General features: G+C 46.1%; 17 protein-coding genes. 8 read left to right on the top strand and 9 right to left on the bottom strand.

Annotation, left to right across the window (positions count from 1 at the left end; genetic code table 11):
- Positions 1–81: 81 nt before the first annotated feature.
- The 3 genes from QUA57_RS01740 to QUA57_RS01750 all read right to left on the bottom strand — a co-directional run bounded on the left by QUA57_RS01740 (position 82) and on the right by QUA57_RS01750 (position 3,842).
- The gene (locus QUA57_RS01740) at positions 82–318 is read right to left on the bottom strand and encodes a 2Fe-2S iron-sulfur cluster-binding protein (protein WP_006634188.1); all 237 of its coding nucleotides are present in this window, start codon (positions 316–318) and stop codon (positions 82–84) included.
- Between the two features lie 89 nt (positions 319–407).
- Positions 408–1,874 carry a cobyric acid synthase CobQ gene (gene cobQ / locus QUA57_RS01745; protein WP_333059086.1) on the bottom strand — a complete coding sequence of 489 codons (1,467 nt, stop codon included), beginning with the start codon at positions 1,872–1,874 and terminating at the stop codon, positions 408–410.
- A gap of 330 nt (positions 1,875–2,204) precedes the next feature.
- The gene (locus QUA57_RS01750) at positions 2,205–3,842 is read right to left on the bottom strand and encodes a Ycf66 family protein (RefSeq protein WP_333059087.1); all 1,638 of its coding nucleotides are present in this window, start codon (positions 3,840–3,842) and stop codon (positions 2,205–2,207) included.
- Between the two features lie 18 nt (positions 3,843–3,860).
- On the opposite strand from QUA57_RS01750, the gene QUA57_RS01755 reads away from it, so the two are divergent.
- The 3 genes from QUA57_RS01755 (at position 3,861) to QUA57_RS01765 (ending at position 5,207) form a co-directional block, all read left to right on the top strand.
- On the top strand, positions 3,861–4,166 hold the full coding sequence (locus tag QUA57_RS01755) for a hypothetical protein (RefSeq protein WP_333059088.1): 306 nt from the start codon (positions 3,861–3,863) through the stop codon (positions 4,164–4,166).
- 47 nt (positions 4,167–4,213) lie between these two features.
- Entirely contained in the window at positions 4,214–4,396 is a 183-nt protein-coding gene (locus QUA57_RS01760; protein ID WP_333059089.1) for a hypothetical protein, read from the top strand.
- Positions 4,397–4,769: 373 nt separating this feature from the next.
- Positions 4,770–5,207 (top strand): DUF6918 family protein, encoded by a 438-nt coding sequence (locus QUA57_RS01765; RefSeq protein ID WP_333040283.1) that lies wholly within the window; start codon positions 4,770–4,772, stop codon positions 5,205–5,207.
- Positions 5,208–5,327: 120 nt separating this feature from the next.
- Here the strand turns inward: QUA57_RS01765 and QUA57_RS01770 are convergent, their stop codons facing one another.
- From QUA57_RS01770 to QUA57_RS01780, 3 genes are all read right to left on the bottom strand, one after another.
- The gene (locus QUA57_RS01770; protein WP_333059090.1) at positions 5,328–6,830 is read right to left on the bottom strand and encodes a HoxN/HupN/NixA family nickel/cobalt transporter; all 1,503 of its coding nucleotides are present in this window, start codon (positions 6,828–6,830) and stop codon (positions 5,328–5,330) included.
- A gap of 263 nt (positions 6,831–7,093) precedes the next feature.
- Entirely contained in the window at positions 7,094–8,500 is a 1,407-nt protein-coding gene (locus QUA57_RS01775; RefSeq protein ID WP_333059092.1) for a hypothetical protein, read from the bottom strand.
- A 102-nt stretch (positions 8,501–8,602) separates the two neighbouring features.
- A complete protein-coding gene (locus QUA57_RS01780) occupies positions 8,603–9,817 on the bottom strand; it encodes a DUF4331 domain-containing protein (RefSeq protein WP_333059094.1) in 1,215 nt (404 codons plus the stop codon).
- 622 nt (positions 9,818–10,439) lie between these two features.
- Between QUA57_RS01780 and QUA57_RS01785 the strand changes: the two genes are divergently transcribed.
- The 4 genes from QUA57_RS01785 to QUA57_RS01800 all read left to right on the top strand — a co-directional run bounded on the left by QUA57_RS01785 (position 10,440) and on the right by QUA57_RS01800 (position 13,467).
- Complete coding sequence (locus QUA57_RS01785; protein WP_333059095.1) at positions 10,440–11,009, top strand: sigma-70 family RNA polymerase sigma factor; 570 nt, start codon at positions 10,440–10,442, stop codon at positions 11,007–11,009.
- Positions 11,010–11,150: 141 nt separating this feature from the next.
- A complete protein-coding gene (locus QUA57_RS01790) occupies positions 11,151–11,771 on the top strand; it encodes a cupin domain-containing protein (protein WP_333059096.1) in 621 nt (206 codons plus the stop codon).
- Between the two features lie 212 nt (positions 11,772–11,983).
- The gene (locus QUA57_RS01795) at positions 11,984–12,457 is read left to right on the top strand and encodes a DUF732 domain-containing protein (protein WP_333059097.1); all 474 of its coding nucleotides are present in this window, start codon (positions 11,984–11,986) and stop codon (positions 12,455–12,457) included.
- Positions 12,458–12,660: 203 nt separating this feature from the next.
- Complete coding sequence (locus tag QUA57_RS01800; RefSeq protein WP_333059099.1) at positions 12,661–13,467, top strand: hypothetical protein; 807 nt, start codon at positions 12,661–12,663, stop codon at positions 13,465–13,467.
- 256 nt (positions 13,468–13,723) lie between these two features.
- Here QUA57_RS01800 and QUA57_RS01805 read toward each other — a convergent pair whose 3' ends face one another.
- From QUA57_RS01805 to QUA57_RS01815, 3 genes are all read right to left on the bottom strand, one after another.
- Positions 13,724–14,323, bottom strand: coding sequence for a class I SAM-dependent methyltransferase (locus QUA57_RS01805; protein ID WP_333059100.1), 600 nt, complete (start codon positions 14,321–14,323; stop codon positions 13,724–13,726).
- Positions 14,324–14,366: 43 nt separating this feature from the next.
- Complete coding sequence (locus QUA57_RS01810; protein ID WP_333059101.1) at positions 14,367–14,909, bottom strand: acireductone dioxygenase; 543 nt, start codon at positions 14,907–14,909, stop codon at positions 14,367–14,369.
- Positions 14,910–15,175: 266 nt separating this feature from the next.
- Complete coding sequence (locus QUA57_RS01815; RefSeq protein ID WP_333059103.1) at positions 15,176–16,384, bottom strand: NupC/NupG family nucleoside CNT transporter; 1,209 nt, start codon at positions 16,382–16,384, stop codon at positions 15,176–15,178.
- Between the two features lie 245 nt (positions 16,385–16,629).
- Here QUA57_RS01815 and der point away from each other — a divergent pair, with 245 nt between their 5' ends.
- Positions 16,630–17,991: a ribosome biogenesis GTPase Der gene (gene der, locus QUA57_RS01820; protein ID WP_333059104.1), complete on the top strand. Its 1,362-nt coding sequence runs from the start codon at positions 16,630–16,632 to the stop codon at positions 17,989–17,991.
- Positions 17,992–18,046: the final 55 nt, after the last annotated feature.

Raw genomic sequence — 18,046 nt, forward strand, 5'->3', positions numbered from 1 at the left:
TAATGAATCCCAAACATCTCAAAAACTGGTTTGCTAATTGCTGCTACTGTACCTCATAACATCCGGAAGTGCTGTAACAAATTACCAAGTCGGGTCAACATACAGATTAATTGTCACTTGCTTTTTCCCCGAAGGAATGCCGGAAATACAAGCACAAATCGTATCTCCGCCATCAATCTCTACTTCGCAAGCGTGACAAGAACCCATGAGGCAGCCAGTAGGAATAGAAACCCCTGCACGTTTGGCTACATCTAATAAAAGCTCTCCCGGTTCAGCTTCAACTGTCACGTTATCAGGTAAAAAACAAACTTTTGTCATTAAATTTGAACCTCAACTCTAATAAACAATAATCAACTGTTAACTGTTAACTGTTAACTGTCAACAGTCAACAGTCAACTCTTAACTAATTAACCTAAAATATGCTTGATATCTAAATGCTTTTCCACGGTATCTGCTAGAGAGTCTAACAGAGTTTCTCGGTGTTCTCGGTAATTAGGAATACCTGTAGGCAAGGCGCGGAGTCCCCGCTGCTGCCGCAAGTGATTTAACCAAGCTCGCCGCCAAGCTCCGTTGTCAAAGATGCCGTGCAGGTATGTACCCCAAATTGATTGAGAAGTATTGACAATGCCCAAACTAGCATCGTCAAATAGCGCTTGAGTCAAATCTGACTCTAGGATTTGCGTTTTTCCTTGATGAATTTCGTAACCGGAAACGGGCAAACCCGGTTGAGGATAGTTAGATGTTACGATGCGTTGGCGGGCAATTTTGTTCGGTGCCATCGCAGTTTTCAAAGGCAGCAACCCCAATCCTGGAAATTCTCCCTTTTCTCCCTCAACGCCTTCTTTATCCGTGATACTTTGTCCCAGCATCTGAAAGCCGCCACAAACTCCCATGACTGTACCGCCAGCTACTAAATAATTTTGAATAGCTTTTGCCATACCTGTTTGGCGCAGCACCTGCAAATCGGAAATTGTAGTTTTAGAGCCTGGTAAAATCACGGCGTCTGGATGGCCTAACTGGTCTTTTGGGCTGACATATTTGACGCTGACGCTAGTTTCCGACTCTAACGGGTCAAAGTCGGTAAAATTGGAAATTCGGGGCAGGCGGATGACCGAAATATTGATGTCGGTTTGAGAATTGGGAGAACGCCGATCGAGCAAATCGAGAGAATCTTCTGAGGGAAACACTTCGTCTATCCAAGGAATCACCCCAACTACCGGGATTCCCGTCCTTTCTTCTAGCCAAGTCAGCCCCGGATCTAAGATCGATTTTTGTCCTCGGAACTTATTAATAATGAATCCTTTAATTAAAGCTCGTTCGTCGGGATCGAGCAATTCCAAAGTACCGATAATGTGAGCAAAAGCACCGCCGCGATCGATATCAACTACTAGCAAAGTTCGAGCCTTTAAATATTTAGCTACCCGCATATTTGTTAAATCGCGGTGTTTGAGATTAATCTCAGCAGGGCTACCGGCTCCCTCACACACAATCATGTCAAATTCTTGGCCGAGAAATTCTAAAGATTCCCGAATAGCTTGCCAGCCGAGATCGAAATACTGCTCGTAATATTGAGATGCTCGCACATTGGCGATCGCGCGGCCCTTGACAATTAATTGAGAAGTCATGTCTCCTTGTGGCTTGAGCAAAATCGGATTCATTTCTACCCAAGGTGCGACGCCCGCAGCCCAAGCTTGCACTGCTTGAGCGTAACCAATCTCTCCGCCGGCCGCTGTGACATAGGAATTCAGTGCCATATTCTGACCTTTAAACGGAGTTACCCGCCAGCCTCGCCGAGAAAAGATTCGACACAAAGCTGCCACGAGTAAAGATTTCCCTGCGTGAGATGTTGTTCCCACGACCATAATTGCTTTCATAATATTAAGGGAGAAGGAAGTTCGGCAACGCGCAGTGTAAGGGATTTAATATCTATTCCCGTTCCACCGTCCGTGATTGTTGATTGTTGAGTGTTAACTGTTGACTCGGAGCCTAAAAACTAAATGGTTGAGTGTTAACTGTTGACTCGATTTTATTATTCCGATGCAACCGGAAACGATATAACGGATATAACGGATTTAACCGATCGATGTTGAGGACTGAAGTCAAGCGTGAAGGAAGAGGGCAGAAGAAAAAAGTAAGAAGTAAAAAGTAAGAAGGCAGAAGGCAGAATCAAAAAAAATTCTGGTTTCTACCTTTTGCTTTTTGCCTCAAGATAACGGCTTATCTTCGCCGGATACATTCTCAGACTTGGATTCATCGGCCGCTTGAGCAGCTTCTACTAGATCAGGAGGGGGGGGATTCGGGGGAATCAATTCCGGTTGTTCTCCCTCAGAAGATGGTTTTTTATCTGTGGATTCGATCGAAATCACTGATACTGAAACCGTTTCCACCTGCACGCTCAACCCAGGTTCTCCCGGTACTTCTATCTCTACAGGCTCTGTCATTTCCACCACAGTCATTTCTATAGATGCTGCTGGGGCTTCTGCTTCGGGTACGCCTGCTGCTGCTTCCGGTTCACCAACCGCAGCCAGCGGTGTCTGGGTTTCCAGAGATACAGCAGGGGCTTCTGCTTCTAGTACGCCTGCTGCTGCTTCCGGTTCACCAACCGCAGCCAGCGGAGTCTGGATTTCAGCGGACGATCGATCTTCGATCGGAGTTTCCCCTATTTTGTCAGAACTCGCGGTTTCTGTGGCCATCAAAAAGGCCATTGCTTCAACATCGTTGGGAAACGGCACTCCTTGGCTTGTTTCCACAACAGTGTTGCTGCTTTCGGCTGCCACTTCCGCAGCCGCCTGGGCTAATTCGGATTCGAGAATTTGGTCGATACCCGGTGCAGGAGTTGCCGTTACTTTAGATTCAGGTGCGATCGATTCTGGAGTCGCTGAAGGTTTTGGCGTCTGGGGAGTTGCATCAGACTTGTTTTTACCCGCACCGAGTCCTAACATACCGCCGAGACTATTTTTGAAATTGCCGAACAGACTTCCGAAACCGCCGGATTTTTTAGCTGGTTTAGAAGGAGTAGGAGGAGTTGGGGCCGCCGCCGCTGCAGCTGCCGCCTGCGACTCTTTAACGGCTGTCCTCCATTCTGTTTCCTCGTCAAAATCATCTGCTTCTGGCTGCTGTGGAGGTTCTGGCTGAGCCTCTGCTGGCTCCACACTTGGTGCAACGGCTATTTCTGAAATTTCTAGAGGTAGAGGTGGAGGAGTGAAGCTGCTGGCTGCTGATTCTGTTAGGGGTTGTGAAGTCTCAGCAGCAGGAGTTTCGACTGAAAACACTGGTATTTCTGCAATTGCAGGTGGTTTCGAGTCGGGAATTTTCAAGTCAGGGGCGATCGCACTTTCTGCCGTTGCCTCGTCGATCGCACTTTCAGCAATACTTTCAGCTATGGGGGGAATCGCCGGCTGTCCCTCTAGCTTTACCTCGCCCTTATCTAGAGTGGGTGCTGGAACTGCATCAGTTTTCGGTTTGGGCGATCGAACAAACTTAGGTTTTTTCGCTGCAGGTTCTTGTTTCTTGGGAAACAAGCCCGCCAACAGTCCACCTGCAGCCCCCGGCAAAATGACCGACTGAGGAATCGGCGTTTGCTCAGCAACGGGTGTCACCTGCCGGCGCAAAGTCAGAGTTTCCCAGGCAAACCAGCCCAACATCGCCACGCCCGCCATTTGACCAAGCAGGAGAGCACCAGTAATTCGTCCCGCACAAGCCCATAAAATTAACGCATAAAAAAGTCCTACCCCGCTCCAGGTAAAATCACTTTTGCGGTGCACTTCTGGAAAAAAGAAGGCCGCCATGTAAATACTGAAGCTGCCTAGACCGACCGCCAACGCCAGAATGTATGCAAGCATCTTGTCGGTACCTCCGCTGTGTCAAATAACTTCTACGCGCTAATTCTACCTTTGAGAGAGACTCAACGGCTTCTTTCTCTAGGACAATTCTTGATTTGTAGCGAAGTTCGGCAACGAACCGATGTAAGGAATTTAACACGTTCAACGGATGCTGGCGGTAGAAGTGCGATGAAAGATTTCCCACTCTCCCCCACTTCCCTACTGCCCATCACCCCCCATCCCCACACCCCCTATCCCCATCACCCCCTTCTCAGTGGTGATAGATGTCACTTAACTATGCCCGTGCGATCGCACCAAGCGACTGAGGATGTTTATATGTTGTAGGTGTAAGAGGAATTATGCCCTAGGGCGTATGTATGGGAGACAATGCCATGTTAGAAAAATTATTATTAGCGGCCGGCTTAACTTTATCGCTTCACATATTTCCCGGACTAAGCACTTCCGCGAAATTACCGAAAAATTTGGTATTGCAATCGAGCGAGCGTCCGGCTCAAACCGTGAAACTTCCCATCGTTGCAGTACCTGCGGGCATCAAGCCGAATGTCCAATCCTAATGATACGTGCCAGCTCATACGTGCAAGTGCGATCGGACTTAGGCAGAGCCTTTATAATATTTTTTTCAAGCTGTTCTCTTTTTTATGTGACTGTTCACAACTCATCAGTTTGTAGTCAGGGCTTTAGTCCTCATTAATATCACCTAATAAGGACTAAAGCCCTTACTACAAACCCTAGGCAAATAATTAGTAGCAGATAGAACATTAATTCCCATAACATACTAAACAAATCTCAACATTAGGTTGTGTCACAGACACATTCAAACCTTAAAAAACTTGGGAAACCTTGAGTAAAGGGTCAAAATAGATATATGATGTCAGATTGAGCTTAAAGCTAATAAGCACATTGACTATTAAATCAAGGAAAGTGAAAATGGGACTTAGTGATATTCTCTTGAATGAAAACCACAGAGAAACTTTTGTTGATGACTGTGTAAAGTTGATAGACCAACAAGTTGCTGCAGCGTCAGGATTGGGTGGTATGGCTCTGAAAGCTGCCTACTCTACTGTCAAGGGGATACGGGCTGACTATTGCGCCCAAGTCGTCGATCAACTTCTACCAGAAATCTCGATCGCACTCGATCCGATGTGGACTGAAGCCGTAAACAATGGCAACCCAGTCGAATATTTTGCTCAAAGAAAAGGTGAAGTAGCAGACGAATTGCTCCAGATAAGTGACAAAAGGGTCGAGAAAAGCACAAGAGGGATGGTTAAAGGCGCCTATGCCAAACTCCGCCCCTCCGCTAAGACTTACGTAGAAAAGGGAGTACCGGATTTAGCCCAAATTATTAATAAACATAGTGCGGCCTGATAAGTGAGCAACGGCTAAAAAACAGGATAGCCAGATACCCGGCTTCTTCCAGAAATCGGGTATCTACAATCAGACTTATTCGTAAGTTTGCAGTTAGGAGGGAGAGTCCTAATTTTATGCTTATCCATTGCCAATTACCCACTGATTTGCAGCAAATATTTTCAACATCGCCTGTCCGGTAATTCCCAACCCCAAAAACGTTACAAACATCGCACTAATCGCCGGCAGAAATTTAACTGCTGTTATCTGTTTTGGCAGTTTATCAAAATTTCGTTTGGCATAAACTAAGATTAATCCGATCGCACTCAGCACTAAAGCCAATCCCAAACTAAACGCTACCACTAGCGTCATTCCCAAACCAACATTGTCCAAAGCCGACGCGCTCAACAGCATCACCAAAGCGGAAGGACAAGGCAACAAACCGCCAGAAATTCCCAACGCTAATAAGCTTTTCCAAGTAATAGCAGAACCGTCAGCACCGGGAGGCAAATGCGAGTGAAGGCGGCCGTCTCCGTGATGGTGGTAGTGGTGAGATATATCGGGTTTTACAGGCTTGAATTCTCGCTCCCAACTTCCCCTACTCAAAAGATTTACTGGTTCTTCACATTCCGCAGTAAGGGCTTTACTCCTTAAAAACCAGTTTTTATTAAAAATTTTAGTTTTGATTTTTTTGATAACTTCAGTCCTCACTACCAACCTAGTCTTAATTTTTGATAATAGTAAGTTGAACCCGATTAAAGCTACTAATAAACCAGAGATTAAACTCAGCCAAGGATCTAATTTTTCCGCGTCGATCAAGTTAGAAGCAAACAAAGTAATTCCGCCCACAGCAAACACGCCGGCAGTGTGAGTAATTGTAGTGGTCGCTGCTAGAAATAAAGCGTGTACCGGTGTAGCGCGCGAACCAACTAAATAAGCGCCGACTATGGTTTTTCCGTGTCCGGGCGACATCGCGTGCACGCATCCCCAAGCAAATGCTCCCGCTACTGCTAGCAGTAAACTCCAACCGGAATCCCAGATAGATTCCTTTCCTGCTAACAAAAAGTCGCGGTTTTGCGGCGTAAACACAAAGCTTTTTACAGCACCCGCTTGTACAATCGTAGCTTGGCAGCTAGCTGTCGGAACTTCGGGCAAAAACAGATTGTAATTAATCCGCAATTTCTCTGGTTTGGAGATGGAAATTGAGTCAGGTAAACCGGGGGTTGTATCTTGAGAAGGTGCGGGCCAGGTGTAGTCTAAAATTAAGGTGCTGTGGGTATTGGGCTGCTGGATAACACTGGCGCTTTTAGCTGCTATTTCTAGCGGTTTTACTGCTACGGAGGCTTGAATGTTGCTACTTTTGGTGAGGCGGATTTGTTGGCTAAAAAACTTTTCTAGCTGTGTTTGGTGGCTGCGAACTTCAGCAGGTTGTAACTGGCTGTCTCGATTGTCGTCGGCGAAGTTTGTTAAGCCGGTTGGGAAAGTTAATGTTATTTCGGTTTGCAAATCGTTGACTACTATTTCTGCTACGGATAAGTCTGACCAGTGCGAGTAAACGGGTCTGGTTGAGGTTGTTAATAACAATGAAAGTGTGAGGAAAAATAGGATAAATAATTGGGAAACTCGGTTCATTTTGTACTGCATAAATCCCGGTTTTTTTAGTGATATTCGGATGAATTATTTGTTTTTGTTGTGATTTTTCCAGCGCGCTTACCCGCAAGCCCGCCGGGGATTGAAATCCCCGTCTCATAGCGAAAGTCAATTAAAACCGACTGAATAGCTAATCAAATTTAACAATTGTGCATTTCAGTCCTATGCAAGAGGACTTAAGCTTTGAGCCAGGGGTTGAAACCCCTGGCGGATTGACGGAATGGCGAACTTGGCCGAATGGCTGCTATTAGCTAATCTCAAAATTCATAACTTCCCAAACCCAATGCTTGGCGGGATCGATCGTCAAAACTCGGGTCAATTTCCTTGGACTTTTGAAACAAAGCGCGAGATTCAGCATCCTTACCTAAAGTCCGGGCGATCGCACCAGCCCGGTAAAACATCCCCGCATCCCGAATCCCCGATCGCACTATTTCGGCCATCACTCGATCAGCTTTTTGCCATTCCCCAGCGGCGGAAAGCGCCCAAGCCAAAGTATCCAAAGTTACAGCATCCCGCCGAATTTTCACCTCCTCCTGCATTAACGCCAGCGCTTCGGTGACATCCTGCGATCGACCTTTTTCCAGCAGCAAACTTGCCAAATCGCGTCGGTGGCCAAAACCAGTAGATCCAGAAACCTGTTCCTGTCGCAGCCCCGCTTCTGCTTTGTCGCGAAGTCGCCGGGATTCGATCGCATCTCCCTGCAAATCCTTCACCCTCGCCATACCGCGATCGACAATGCGATCGAACACAGTCGCAACCCCGCCAGAATAGGCAGAAACCTTGCTGTAATAGCCTTCCGCCTCGCGATAATTGCCCTGCCGCGTCTCCAAATCCGCCAAATAAATCAGCGCCAGCGGGTATCGCGGCACCAACCGCAGCGCCTCCAAAAACAGCGCTTTCGCCTGCACAAACTGCCCGCGACGCGCGTAAAATCGACCCAAGAGCGATCGGGCCCGTGCCGAACCAGCAACTTCTCCCGGTTCCTCCGCCGCCATTGCTTGGCGGTAATCCCGCACAACCTCAGCATCTCTGCCCTGAGACTCTCTCACTAAAGCTCTCAAAGTGAAAGAACCCAAGTTAGGAATGCGGTTAACTAAGGCTTCTGCGGCTGCATTTGCCTCGCTCACTTTACCCATCGCTAAGTGAGATGTAACTAAAAGGGCGATCGCCTCTTCATTGTCAAAACCCACCTGTTTAGCAAAGCGCAAAGCAGTAGCAAAATCGTGTCTCGCCTCGGCAATTCGAGCTAAAACTAACAGCGCACCTTGGTTGTCAAAAGGCAAATCGGCGATCGACCTTTGGGCCGCTTGTTCTGCCAATAAAAACCAACCTCCCTCCCCAGTAGCGCGAGCCATTTTTAAATAAGATCCCGCCAGTGCCGCCCGGTTCAAACCGCTGCGGGAATCAACTGCCAACCGCTGCTGGTAAAAAGCAATCTCTTGCTGAATTGCTTCCTTTTGATTGGGATTATTTCTCAAACTTTCTGAAAAATGATAGCGGTAATTAGTATCGAGATTTTTGGGGCTTTTGTTAGAAAAATTTTCTGAAAGCAAACGCCAATTAGGAGATAAATTTACTACTACCATCCCAAATAAAGGAACCGCTACCAGCAGCCACCACGAGAAAATATCCGATTTTATTTCCTGTTTAGTTTTACTTTTCATACATCCGCGTTAATCAGCGTTCATCTGCGGTTAAAAAAAGGATTTTACCTCTGTCATTAGTCAATAAACAATAACTAATGACAGATTACTAATGACTAATCACTAATTAGGCAAAGCCAAATAAGGAAAACTCGGTTCTAAAGGTTTGTGTCCCTGAGCCGGATTTCCCGGAGTTCCGTTATATGAAACGTTATCGCCAACCGGAGAACCCACCAAAGCTCCCAGAGTGATATCAATAACGTCGTCCATCAGCATACGACCTCCGATCAAGCTTCCTTGAGCATTTGTAGCGCTAGCGTAGCCGCTGGTTTTTGTGGTATCGATCCGCATGACATCGGGCAAGAAAGCTCCGGCGATCGCATTTGGATCGACATTATCCCGACCGTCCAAAAGATCCACAGCATTCAAAGTAGCAACAGCTTCCTGTCGCACCGGAGCAGCAGCAGCGCTCAAATCCAATCTCGGAGAAATATTATTAAATGCCTCCAGATAAGCGGGAGAAACTATCAAACCCTCATTAATTGCAGGTCTCGCCAAACGCTCGAATTGTTTGAAACCGCCAGCTCCATCCCGGATCGAAACTGTTGACCAAACATCAAAAGTATTCGCCCCAGTTCCTGCTTGCAAGAAAGCTTTTGGAACGCGCACAGCAATTGTATTGACGTTGTAACCTTTAGTAAAGTCCACCGCTTGATTCGGTTGTTTAAAAGCAGTGCGCGGCCCTGTTCCCAAAGCTGCAGCGCGAACTCGGAAAAATTGTTCCACATCAAAGAAAAACGGGTCTTCGCGTAAACCCGCAAATACAGTCAAGTTAGAACCGCCCACAGGTACTGTATTCAAAACAGCATTAGAATTCAGCGGAGTTGTGGCAATTAGCCCGCCGTTAACTGTAGTCTTAGCAACAGTCTCCGAGCCACCGCGAACAACAGTTACAGCTACCGCTTGCATACCTTGATTGTTAGGCGGACTGAAGGCAAACCGCAAGATAATATCCGAACGTCCAGTAGGTGTAGAATTCACGTCACCTACCTGGGTGATGTGAAATTGGTAGAGGGCTGTAGTGCTGAAATAATATTGATAACGGGCTACAGACCTGGGATTTGAATTCATGGTAAATACTAAATCCCCGTCCGCAGCACCGGAGTTTTGGTCTTTTTCGCGATATACGTACAGGTCAGTTAAATTTACAGCGCGACCTTTGATATCTACTTCGCCGTCGTCGTGGTCAGAAGCGACAATTATCCCTGGAGTTAATAGAGCAATTAGAGCTACTTCAATAGCTAGTATGGTTCGGCGAATTTTTTTTGTGAGCTTCACAGTTAGCACCTTTATTTCAATGAGATTTTTCCACAAATCAGTGGTAAATAACCCGCATTCGCAGGTTTTACTTTTGTAGCAACAGGTTGAAATCTGTCAACCTGTCGGGCTTTTGCGCTGTTGCTTAGCCTTCTCCTACTGGTGGTATACGAAGGTTTGGCAATTTTGGATCTGTGCTGCCCGACTAATTTATGTAAAAAAGTGTGTTATTGAGGATTTACTCGTTCCCGGACTATGCTTGGGAATGCCCGATCCGAGACAGAGCCTCCCTCGCTCTACTGGAGACAGAGCCTCGCTTCTATGGGTTTCCATGCTCTGCTTGGGAGCGAGCAGACAGAGCTTAGGAACGAGTTAATGGCGCGGTTTTGACTGTTCAGGCTCAGGGCATTTCTTCGTTGTGCATAAAGCGGATTGTTAAGTGGCAAAAAAATTACTAATCAGGTGGTAAAATTCAAGATAACTTGGGATTTTAAAAATTCAAAGCACGAAAAAATTAGCCCGGAAAAGCATACTCCAGGTTGTACCTCAGGCTTCAAACTTACAATTATGTTCTGTAGTGATATACGCCGAAATTTTAATTTTGGATCTGTGCCGTCAAAACAAAAATTTTGGGTACACTGAAATGACAGGCCAGAAGTTAGGCGATGAATCGCTGCTTTTAGTGCAGATTGCCCAGAAAGACCAAACGGCATTAGCTAAACTTTACGATCGCTACGGTCGCCCAAGTTACGCTCTCGCTTACAAAATTCTGGGTTCGGTAGAAGAAGCTGAAGAAGTTGTACTCGATGTTTTTTCCCAAATTTGGCAAAAAGCAGCAACTTACGATCCTTCTCGCAGTCGAGCAGATACCTGGTTGTTCATGCTTACGCGCAGTCGTTCGCTCGATCGCCTGCGAGCGATCCAGCGAACAGTCCGGGCGGCTGAAGCTTGTCTGGAAGATGCTAAAGTACCCATCTCTAGCGTTGCAGAACCGATGGAAGATGCAATGTTTAAAGAACGCAGGGAACAAGTCAAAGCAGCCTTAGAAAAATTGCCAAAGGAACAGCAAGAGGCGATCGAACTCGCCTACTACCAAGGGCTGACTTGCACGGCGATCGCAGCTAAAACTGGTATCCCGACAGGTACAATCAAAACCAGAATTCGATTGGGTATTTCCAAATTGCGTCAAGCTTTAAGCGAACAATTCTTTTAGACTGTTAAAAAACTTAAATTTTGTTTTTTAACAATCTAAAATTATACCATTTCCCATCATCTATCTTGAGTGCGAGGGCAGCGAACCAATCTCAAATTTAAAATCAACTTAGGCTGAATTACAATTAATGGCGGAAAACAGATGGAAATGATGCCAGACGAGGAGTATAAAATCCTTGCAGCCCTTCAAGCTCTCGATACCCTCGACGAGTCAGAACGCGGCGCATTTGCAGAGAAATTGAAAGAGTCCGCAGAACTGACAAGTGAATTAGCAGCTTTTGAAGCGGCAATTGCCGCGATCGCCTACACAGCCCCCCCAGTGCCCGTCGCCCCCGACCTCAAAAACCGCCTGTTCCAGCGCATAGCAGAACTGCCGCCAACCCCGGTAGAATCAGTGAATTTAAAGCCAATTGTTACTTCCCCAACAGAGAACAATACTCCATCTTTAATAGTGCGATCGCACGATGTCAAATGGAAATCTTATGGAGTTTCGGGAGTCTCGTTTGGCAAGCTTTATATTGACAAAAAAAAGCGCGAAATTACCTGCTTGATGCGACTAGAACCGGGAGCAACATTTCCCCTGCACCGACACGCTGCCTCGGAGGAAGTGTTTGTATTAGAAGGAGACTTAATTGTAGAAGGGGAAATTTGCCATCACGGCGACTACATTCGATCGGTTCCCGGTTCCACACATTCCCCCCTCACACGAGGGGGATGTTTGCTGTTAATGAAAACTTCGCTAGACAACGAAATGTTCGTCTGATATTATGTCGGTTGATTTTCCTGCAATGATTTCTTGTCGGTTAGTCGGGGCTGGTTTATGTATGCCGATTTTTAGTAGAAATTAGAGAGTGTTGGTGAAACTAGCTTTTCCAAGTATTTCGTCGGTTAATTTAGCCGACACGTTCTAACTCAAGAACGCCATATTGCTCCGCATTAGGCGGTTAAAAATCCCAAGTATATCACGTAATTACCATGCTAAATTACTCGCGTTTAACTGCTGTTATGTCCGCCGTTATTATACAATTTGTACCCAACAACCAAAGCGCGATCGCCCAAGAACGCGAAGGATGTTTTATTGTTAATTCAGCGGGAGAAGTAATTAACTTAAATTTGTTGTGTTCGCCTCAAGAATCCGACATTAAGCTGACAGGAAACGATGGGAAATTTCTCGAAGACTACAAACGCTTAGCAAAAAGCTACTCTCCCGAAGCCACGGACAATTTATTGCAAGCAATCCAAAGGGCGCCCGGTCAAAAAATTGCGGCCGCTAAAAGAATGTGTGCCGAAGCAAAATCGGGACTTTCTCTGCCGGAAGTTAAATTAAGAGCGATCGGGCAAGCTGTCAGTATCGAAAATCCAAGTCTCAAAGAAAGTTTTCTTGCGGATGCCGATATTATTACCACTCTTGCCGCCAACCATTATTGCCCGGAGTTAGCCAGTAAGTAATATCATGAAATTTGGAGAGACACGCTAAGCGAGCATCTCAGTTTTGCTTTTACTATCCGTGTGCGATCGTCCCCCTGCCACTCGTAAAAAATACTTGTTACAAAACTGAGATGTTTCCCACGGTAATGCCGCGTCTCTAGTTGCAGTTACAATATTAATTGTCCTCTTGTCGCGCAACGATCCATGAAATTACCAGACATGAGATGAAACATTTAAAATCAAGTTCCGCCGACTTGCGGGATTTATTCAAAGACAGCATTACAGTTAAATACCTCGCGGAACCGTTGAAATCTGTCCCAGCTTGCGAAGATGCCGCCCAATTGCGATCGTGGATGGAAGCCCGCGATTTTGACGTGCTCGGTATTGAAGAAAAGGGCACGGTTTGCGGCTATGTAGAACGATCGCACTTAGGTAAAGGCAAGTGCAGTGACTACCAGCAAATTTTTCACCCCTCACAATTAATCGCCGCTTCGACTCCTTTGATGGAATTGCTGCCGCTGCTGCGAGAAAAACCGAGATTATTTGTATTAGAAAGCAACAGGATCAACGGTATCGTTACCTGCGGCGATTTGCAAAAAGCACCGGTGCGGATGCTGCTGTTTGGATTGGTGACGCTTCTGGAAATGAATTTATTGCGGATCGTGCGGATTTACTTTCCCCAGGATTCTTGGCAAAAATTCCTTAAGGGCGATCGCATCTTAGCCGCAAAACACCTTTGGGAATTGGGGCGATCGCGAAATGAAGCAATTGACTTAATCGATTACCTGCAATTCTGCGACAAGCGAGATTTAATCCTGACTTCTGCTGAAATAGTCGATCGGCTGGGGCTCAAATCCAAACGCTACGGGGAGCGTTTTTTAAAGTCAGCAGAAGCATTGAGAAACAAATTAGCTCACGCTCAAGATTTAATTAACGGTTCTTCTTGGCCGGAAGTAATTTTTTTAGCTCAGGAAATAGAAGCGCTTTTGCAGCGTTGCGAAGAAATTGAAATGGCCGCACCCGCTGAATGAGAAAGCATTTAAAAAATTAGAAAGGTTCGAGACTAAGGAAGGAAAAATCAATAACTTGCACAATTAAACCCCAGAAGCCTTGATCCAAGGTAAACTATTGCTCTATTAGTCACCTTATTTATTTTTCATTGCTTAGCCATTAGGAAGCTAAGTTAACGGTAAATTCCGAAAAATTCAGTAAAAACGAGCTGCAACTTTTCCAGAACTCCGACTTCCAGAGAGTGCCGACTTCTTTAAGCAGTCGGCACTATATATATTAATCTCTCTTACGAGCAACAATGTGAAAAATATGCCAGTGTTTTTCCTCGCCTAGCGCCGTTACTCCAGGATGTTCTTCTTCGTCAAACCACTCAATCTCAAAGGACTTTAGCAGCACTTGAATTTGTTCGCGAGTATGATGAGTGCGATCGGGATAAACAGCCCATGAGTCGCGATCGCCAAACAATTGACCGCAGAAATATCCTCCGGGATTTAGCGATGTCACGATCGTTTCCCAAAGATGGGGGAAATCGGCGGGCTGACAAAAAGGAAGGCAAAAACTGGCATTGATTAGATCGATCGATTGAGGCAAAGTTAAGGTTTCAAAACGCATCAATTGAGTTTGCAGCAGATCGCGTTGAATCGGACGATCCAGCAGGCGATCGAAGGCATTTTGTTCCCTGTCAATCGCTAAAACCCGCCAGCCTCGACGCAGGAGTTCCACCGTATCTCGTCCATCGCCACAGCCTAAATCTACAGCGAATAGAGGACGATCGAGCAACGGTTCCGTGTCAAAAATTGACAAGGCTTTCAGCAAAGTTTCATGCGGCGGGCGACCTTCCACCGCTTGATAGTAAGTCACCCAATTCTGTTTCATCTTCTTCTTCCTCCTCTACAAATTTCCCCTCTTCTTCTGGCTCTTAATTTTTAATTTTTAGTTTCCTGTTAGTATACTGAGGAACCCAGCCTTGAGCAGTGGTGTAATACTGCAAGGCTTTCAAGTACAGCGACGGAGTGAGATAAAACCAATGTTCGGTATTAGCGGGCACTTTAATGTATTCTTCAGCTTGCAGCATTAATTGTACCTGAGAGCCGTTAGAATACACAAACCCAAAAACGCATTCCCCAGCTAAAATGTGAAGAACTTCTGCATCTGTGTGGGTATGAGTGCGATCGCTTTGAGTCATCAGCGCGTAAATCTGCTGCGAACCTGGATGCAGCACTTTTAAGTCGCACCACCGATATCCGCTGGCGCGCTTGAACTGTTCAAACTCGCTATTAAAGGCTGCGAGAATCTGCTGTTTTTCTGTAACATTGAGAATGTCTTGAACGAGCAGTTCTTGAAACGCCGGATTTTTGTTTTGGGGCAGGGAATCGATCTCAATATTTAAAACGGCCAGTTGACTGGCGATCGCCCGGATATCCGTATATGTTCTACCGTCTTCTAGTTGCAGAACAGCCATATTACCACCTAATGTGTTGAGCTTTCAGGGAAATTTAGTTTCCATTTTTAAGCTGCTGTTTTAAGCTTTCGTCAAAAACTAAACTCCTGCTTATTTTCAATAATAGCCGATCGCTAAAATTCCATGTCTTGCCTCGCCAATCATCAAAGCAATACCACTCATCAAATAATTTTGTGGTTTTTTTAACTTTTATTTAATAACATTTACTGGAGTTAATATAGGGTGCACCATAAGCACCGCAAAGCTTAACTAAAAACTCAAAACTTTCAAATCAGCATCCCCGCGATACAAGCAGTCATAAAACAAGCCAAAGAGCCAGCAATCATCGCCCTCACGCCCAACCTCGCCAAATCGCCTTGCCGCTGCGGAGCCATCGCGCCAATTCCCCCAATCTGAATCCCGATCGAACCAATGTTAGAAAACCCGCACAAAGCATAAGTCGAGATAATTTGCGAGCGTTCAGAAATCGCCTGTTGTTTCACCAATTCCATCAAATCTAAATAAGCAACAAACTCATTCAAAATCGTTTTTTTTCCCAAAACAATCCCCACCTCTGCACAATCAGCCCAAGGCACCCCCATCAGCCAAGCAACCGGAGCCATCAAATAAGCTAAAATTAATTCTAGCGACAACTGAGGCAAACTAATTAGCGCTCCAAACCACCCCAAAAGCGCATTAAAAAAAGCCAACAAACCCAAAAAAGCAATCAGCATAGCGGCCACATTCGCCGCCAATTTCAACCCATCGCTAGCACCCGAAGCCGCCGCATCCACCGCATTAACATAAACCTTTTCCACCTTCACCTCCACCTCCCCAGCAGTCAGCGACTTTTCAGTTTCTGGGTAAAGCAATTTAGAAATAGCCAAAGCTGCTGGTGCAGACATCACCGACGCCGCAATTAGATGTTGAGCCGATACTCCAAAAGAAATATAAGCTGCCATGACTCCGCCGGCAATTGTGGCAAATCCTCCCGTCATGACAGCATGGAGTTCCGAGAGCGTCATCGCCGGCAAATAAGGTTTAATTAACAATGGAGCTTCCGTTTGCCCAATAAAGATATTCGCAGCACAAGAAAGGGTTTCGGCGCCAGAAGTTTTCATGGTTTTAATCATCAACCATGCCACTGCTTGCACAACTCGCTGCAAAATGCCGTAGTGATAAAGTAGGGTGATAAACGAAGAGAAAAAAATGATAGTCGGCAGCACTTTAAAAGCGATAAAGTGTTCGGCAAAATTGTCTCCAAATATAAACTTTGCCCCCGCATCAGAAAAATTGAGAAACTGCGTCACCACATCTCCCAAAAATTTAAAGACAGCCAAACCCGGAGCAGTTTTGAGAATCAAAATAGCAAAAATTAGCTGTAAAGCAATTCCCCACAATACGGGCGGCCACTTGACAGCGCGCCGATCGACTGAAAAGGCGTAGGACAAACCGACAAAAACAGCTAACCCGAATACAGAAATAAGTCGTTCCATTTAGCAATTTTTAGAGAATGTGGAGGAAGCATTTATCGTTACCAAGCTCTGGTAATCCAGGTTAACAGTCCGATCGTACTTTATCTCGTTTCCAGAGGTCGCCATGAGTTCGCGGCGCGGGCAGCACAGCCACGGAGGGCGCATAATACACGATGCAGCCCGATCGCATACAATCTGGGCCAGTTTCGCTTACAATAAAAGGCTAAACCTCAAAATTACGGCGCAGCCTCATTGCTGCTACTTTTATGTCTCTACCTATAGTTGCTATTATTGGACGCCCCAATGTAGGCAAATCGACGATCGTCAACCGTTTAGCCAACACCCAAGACGCGATCGTCCACGATGAACCAGGAATCACGCGCGATCGCACTTACAGACCAGCATACTGGGGCGATCGAGAATATCAAGTCGTAGACACCGGCGGGCTAGTATTCGACGACGAGACAGAATTTCTGCCTTTAATTCGCGAACAAGCAATGGCAGCCCTGGCAGAAGCCAGCGCAGCCATTTTCGTAGTAGACGGACAAACGGGGCTCACCGGCGGCGACGAATCGATCGCATCTTGGCTGCGACTGCAAAAAGTCCCAGTCATTCTCGCCGTCAACAAATGCGAATCGGAAAATACAGGCCTTACCCAAGCCGCCGACTTTTGGCAATTGGGACTGGGAGAACCTTACCCAATTTCCGGCATTCACGGCAACGGCACCGGCGAATTGCTTGACAAATTAATTACTTACCTTCCCACAGAAGTATTACCAGAAGTTGAGGAAATTAAAGTAGCAATTATCGGTCGTCCCAACGTCGGCAAATCGAGTTTGTTAAACGCATTTCTCGGAGAAAACCGCGCCATAGTCAGCCCGATTTCCGGCACAACCCGCGACGCGATCGACACCTTAGTAGAACGCAACGGTAAAACCTACCGCCTGATCGACACAGCCGGAATTCGTAAAAAGAAAAACGTCGAATACGGCGCAGAATTTTTCGGGATCAACCGCGCTTTCAAAGCCATCCGCCGCGCCAACGTAATACTGTTAGTAATTGACGCAATAGACGGCGTTACCGATCAAGACCAAAAATTAGCCGATCGTATCAGCGAAGAAGGTCGCGCCTGCATCATAGTCGTCAACAAATGGGACGCAGTAGAAAAAGACTCCGACACCATCTACGAGTACGAAAGAGAAGTAAGAACCCGACTTTATTTCCTCGACTGGGCCGAAATGATTTTTGTTAGCGCCATGAGTGGACAGCGAGTTGAAAAAATCATTGAATTAGTAGACAAAGCCTCAGACGAACACAAACGCCGCGTCCCTACCGCCGTGATTAACGAAGTCATAGAAGAAGCCACAACCTGGCACTCAGCCCCAGTTACCCGCCAAGGAAAACAAGGCAAAATCTATTACGGTACTCAAGTGCGATCGCAGCCACCGACAATCGCCCTATTTGTCAATGATCCCAAACGCTTCACCGAAAATTACCGCCGCTACATGGAAAGCCAATTCCGCAAACATCTAGGCTTTACCGGTACACCAATGCGGCTACTTTGGAGAGGCAAAAAAGTTCGTGCCACAGAAATGAGCACAACAAACAGAGCACTGCGCGTCAAGTAATTTTCGATTTTAGATTCAATAAAAAACGCAATTTAACGACCAAAGCAAATTGCGT

The organism is Microcoleus sp. Pol7_B2 (assembly GCF_036701035.1).
Taxonomy (GTDB): Bacteria; Cyanobacteriota; Cyanobacteriia; order Cyanobacteriales; family Microcoleaceae; genus Microcoleus.

Coding starts and splice junctions, on each gene's coding strand:
- QUA57_RS01740 (WP_006634188.1), bottom strand. CDS start 318: ATGACAAAAGTTTGTTTTTTACCTGATAACGTGACAGTTGAAGCTGAA.
- cobQ (WP_333059086.1), bottom strand. CDS start 1,874: ATGAAAGCAATTATGGTCGTGGGAACAACATCTCACGCAGGGAAATCT.
- QUA57_RS01750 (WP_333059087.1), bottom strand. CDS start 3,842: ATGCTTGCATACATTCTGGCGTTGGCGGTCGGTCTAGGCAGCTTCAGT.
- QUA57_RS01760 (WP_333059089.1), top strand. CDS start 4,214: ATGTTAGAAAAATTATTATTAGCGGCCGGCTTAACTTTATCGCTTCAC.
- QUA57_RS01765 (WP_333040283.1), top strand. CDS start 4,770: ATGGGACTTAGTGATATTCTCTTGAATGAAAACCACAGAGAAACTTTT.
- QUA57_RS01770 (WP_333059090.1), bottom strand. CDS start 6,830: ATGCAGTACAAAATGAACCGAGTTTCCCAATTATTTATCCTATTTTTC.
- QUA57_RS01775 (WP_333059092.1), bottom strand. CDS start 8,500: ATGAAAAGTAAAACTAAACAGGAAATAAAATCGGATATTTTCTCGTGG.
- QUA57_RS01785 (WP_333059095.1), top strand. CDS start 10,440: ATGACAGGCCAGAAGTTAGGCGATGAATCGCTGCTTTTAGTGCAGATT.
- QUA57_RS01790 (WP_333059096.1), top strand. CDS start 11,151: ATGGAAATGATGCCAGACGAGGAGTATAAAATCCTTGCAGCCCTTCAA.
- QUA57_RS01795 (WP_333059097.1), top strand. CDS start 11,984: ATGCTAAATTACTCGCGTTTAACTGCTGTTATGTCCGCCGTTATTATA.
- QUA57_RS01800 (WP_333059099.1), top strand. CDS start 12,661: ATGAAACATTTAAAATCAAGTTCCGCCGACTTGCGGGATTTATTCAAA.
- QUA57_RS01805 (WP_333059100.1), bottom strand. CDS start 14,323: ATGAAACAGAATTGGGTGACTTACTATCAAGCGGTGGAAGGTCGCCCG.
- QUA57_RS01810 (WP_333059101.1), bottom strand. CDS start 14,909: ATGGCTGTTCTGCAACTAGAAGACGGTAGAACATATACGGATATCCGG.
- QUA57_RS01815 (WP_333059103.1), bottom strand. CDS start 16,384: ATGGAACGACTTATTTCTGTATTCGGGTTAGCTGTTTTTGTCGGTTTG.
- der (WP_333059104.1), top strand. CDS start 16,630: ATGTCTCTACCTATAGTTGCTATTATTGGACGCCCCAATGTAGGCAAA.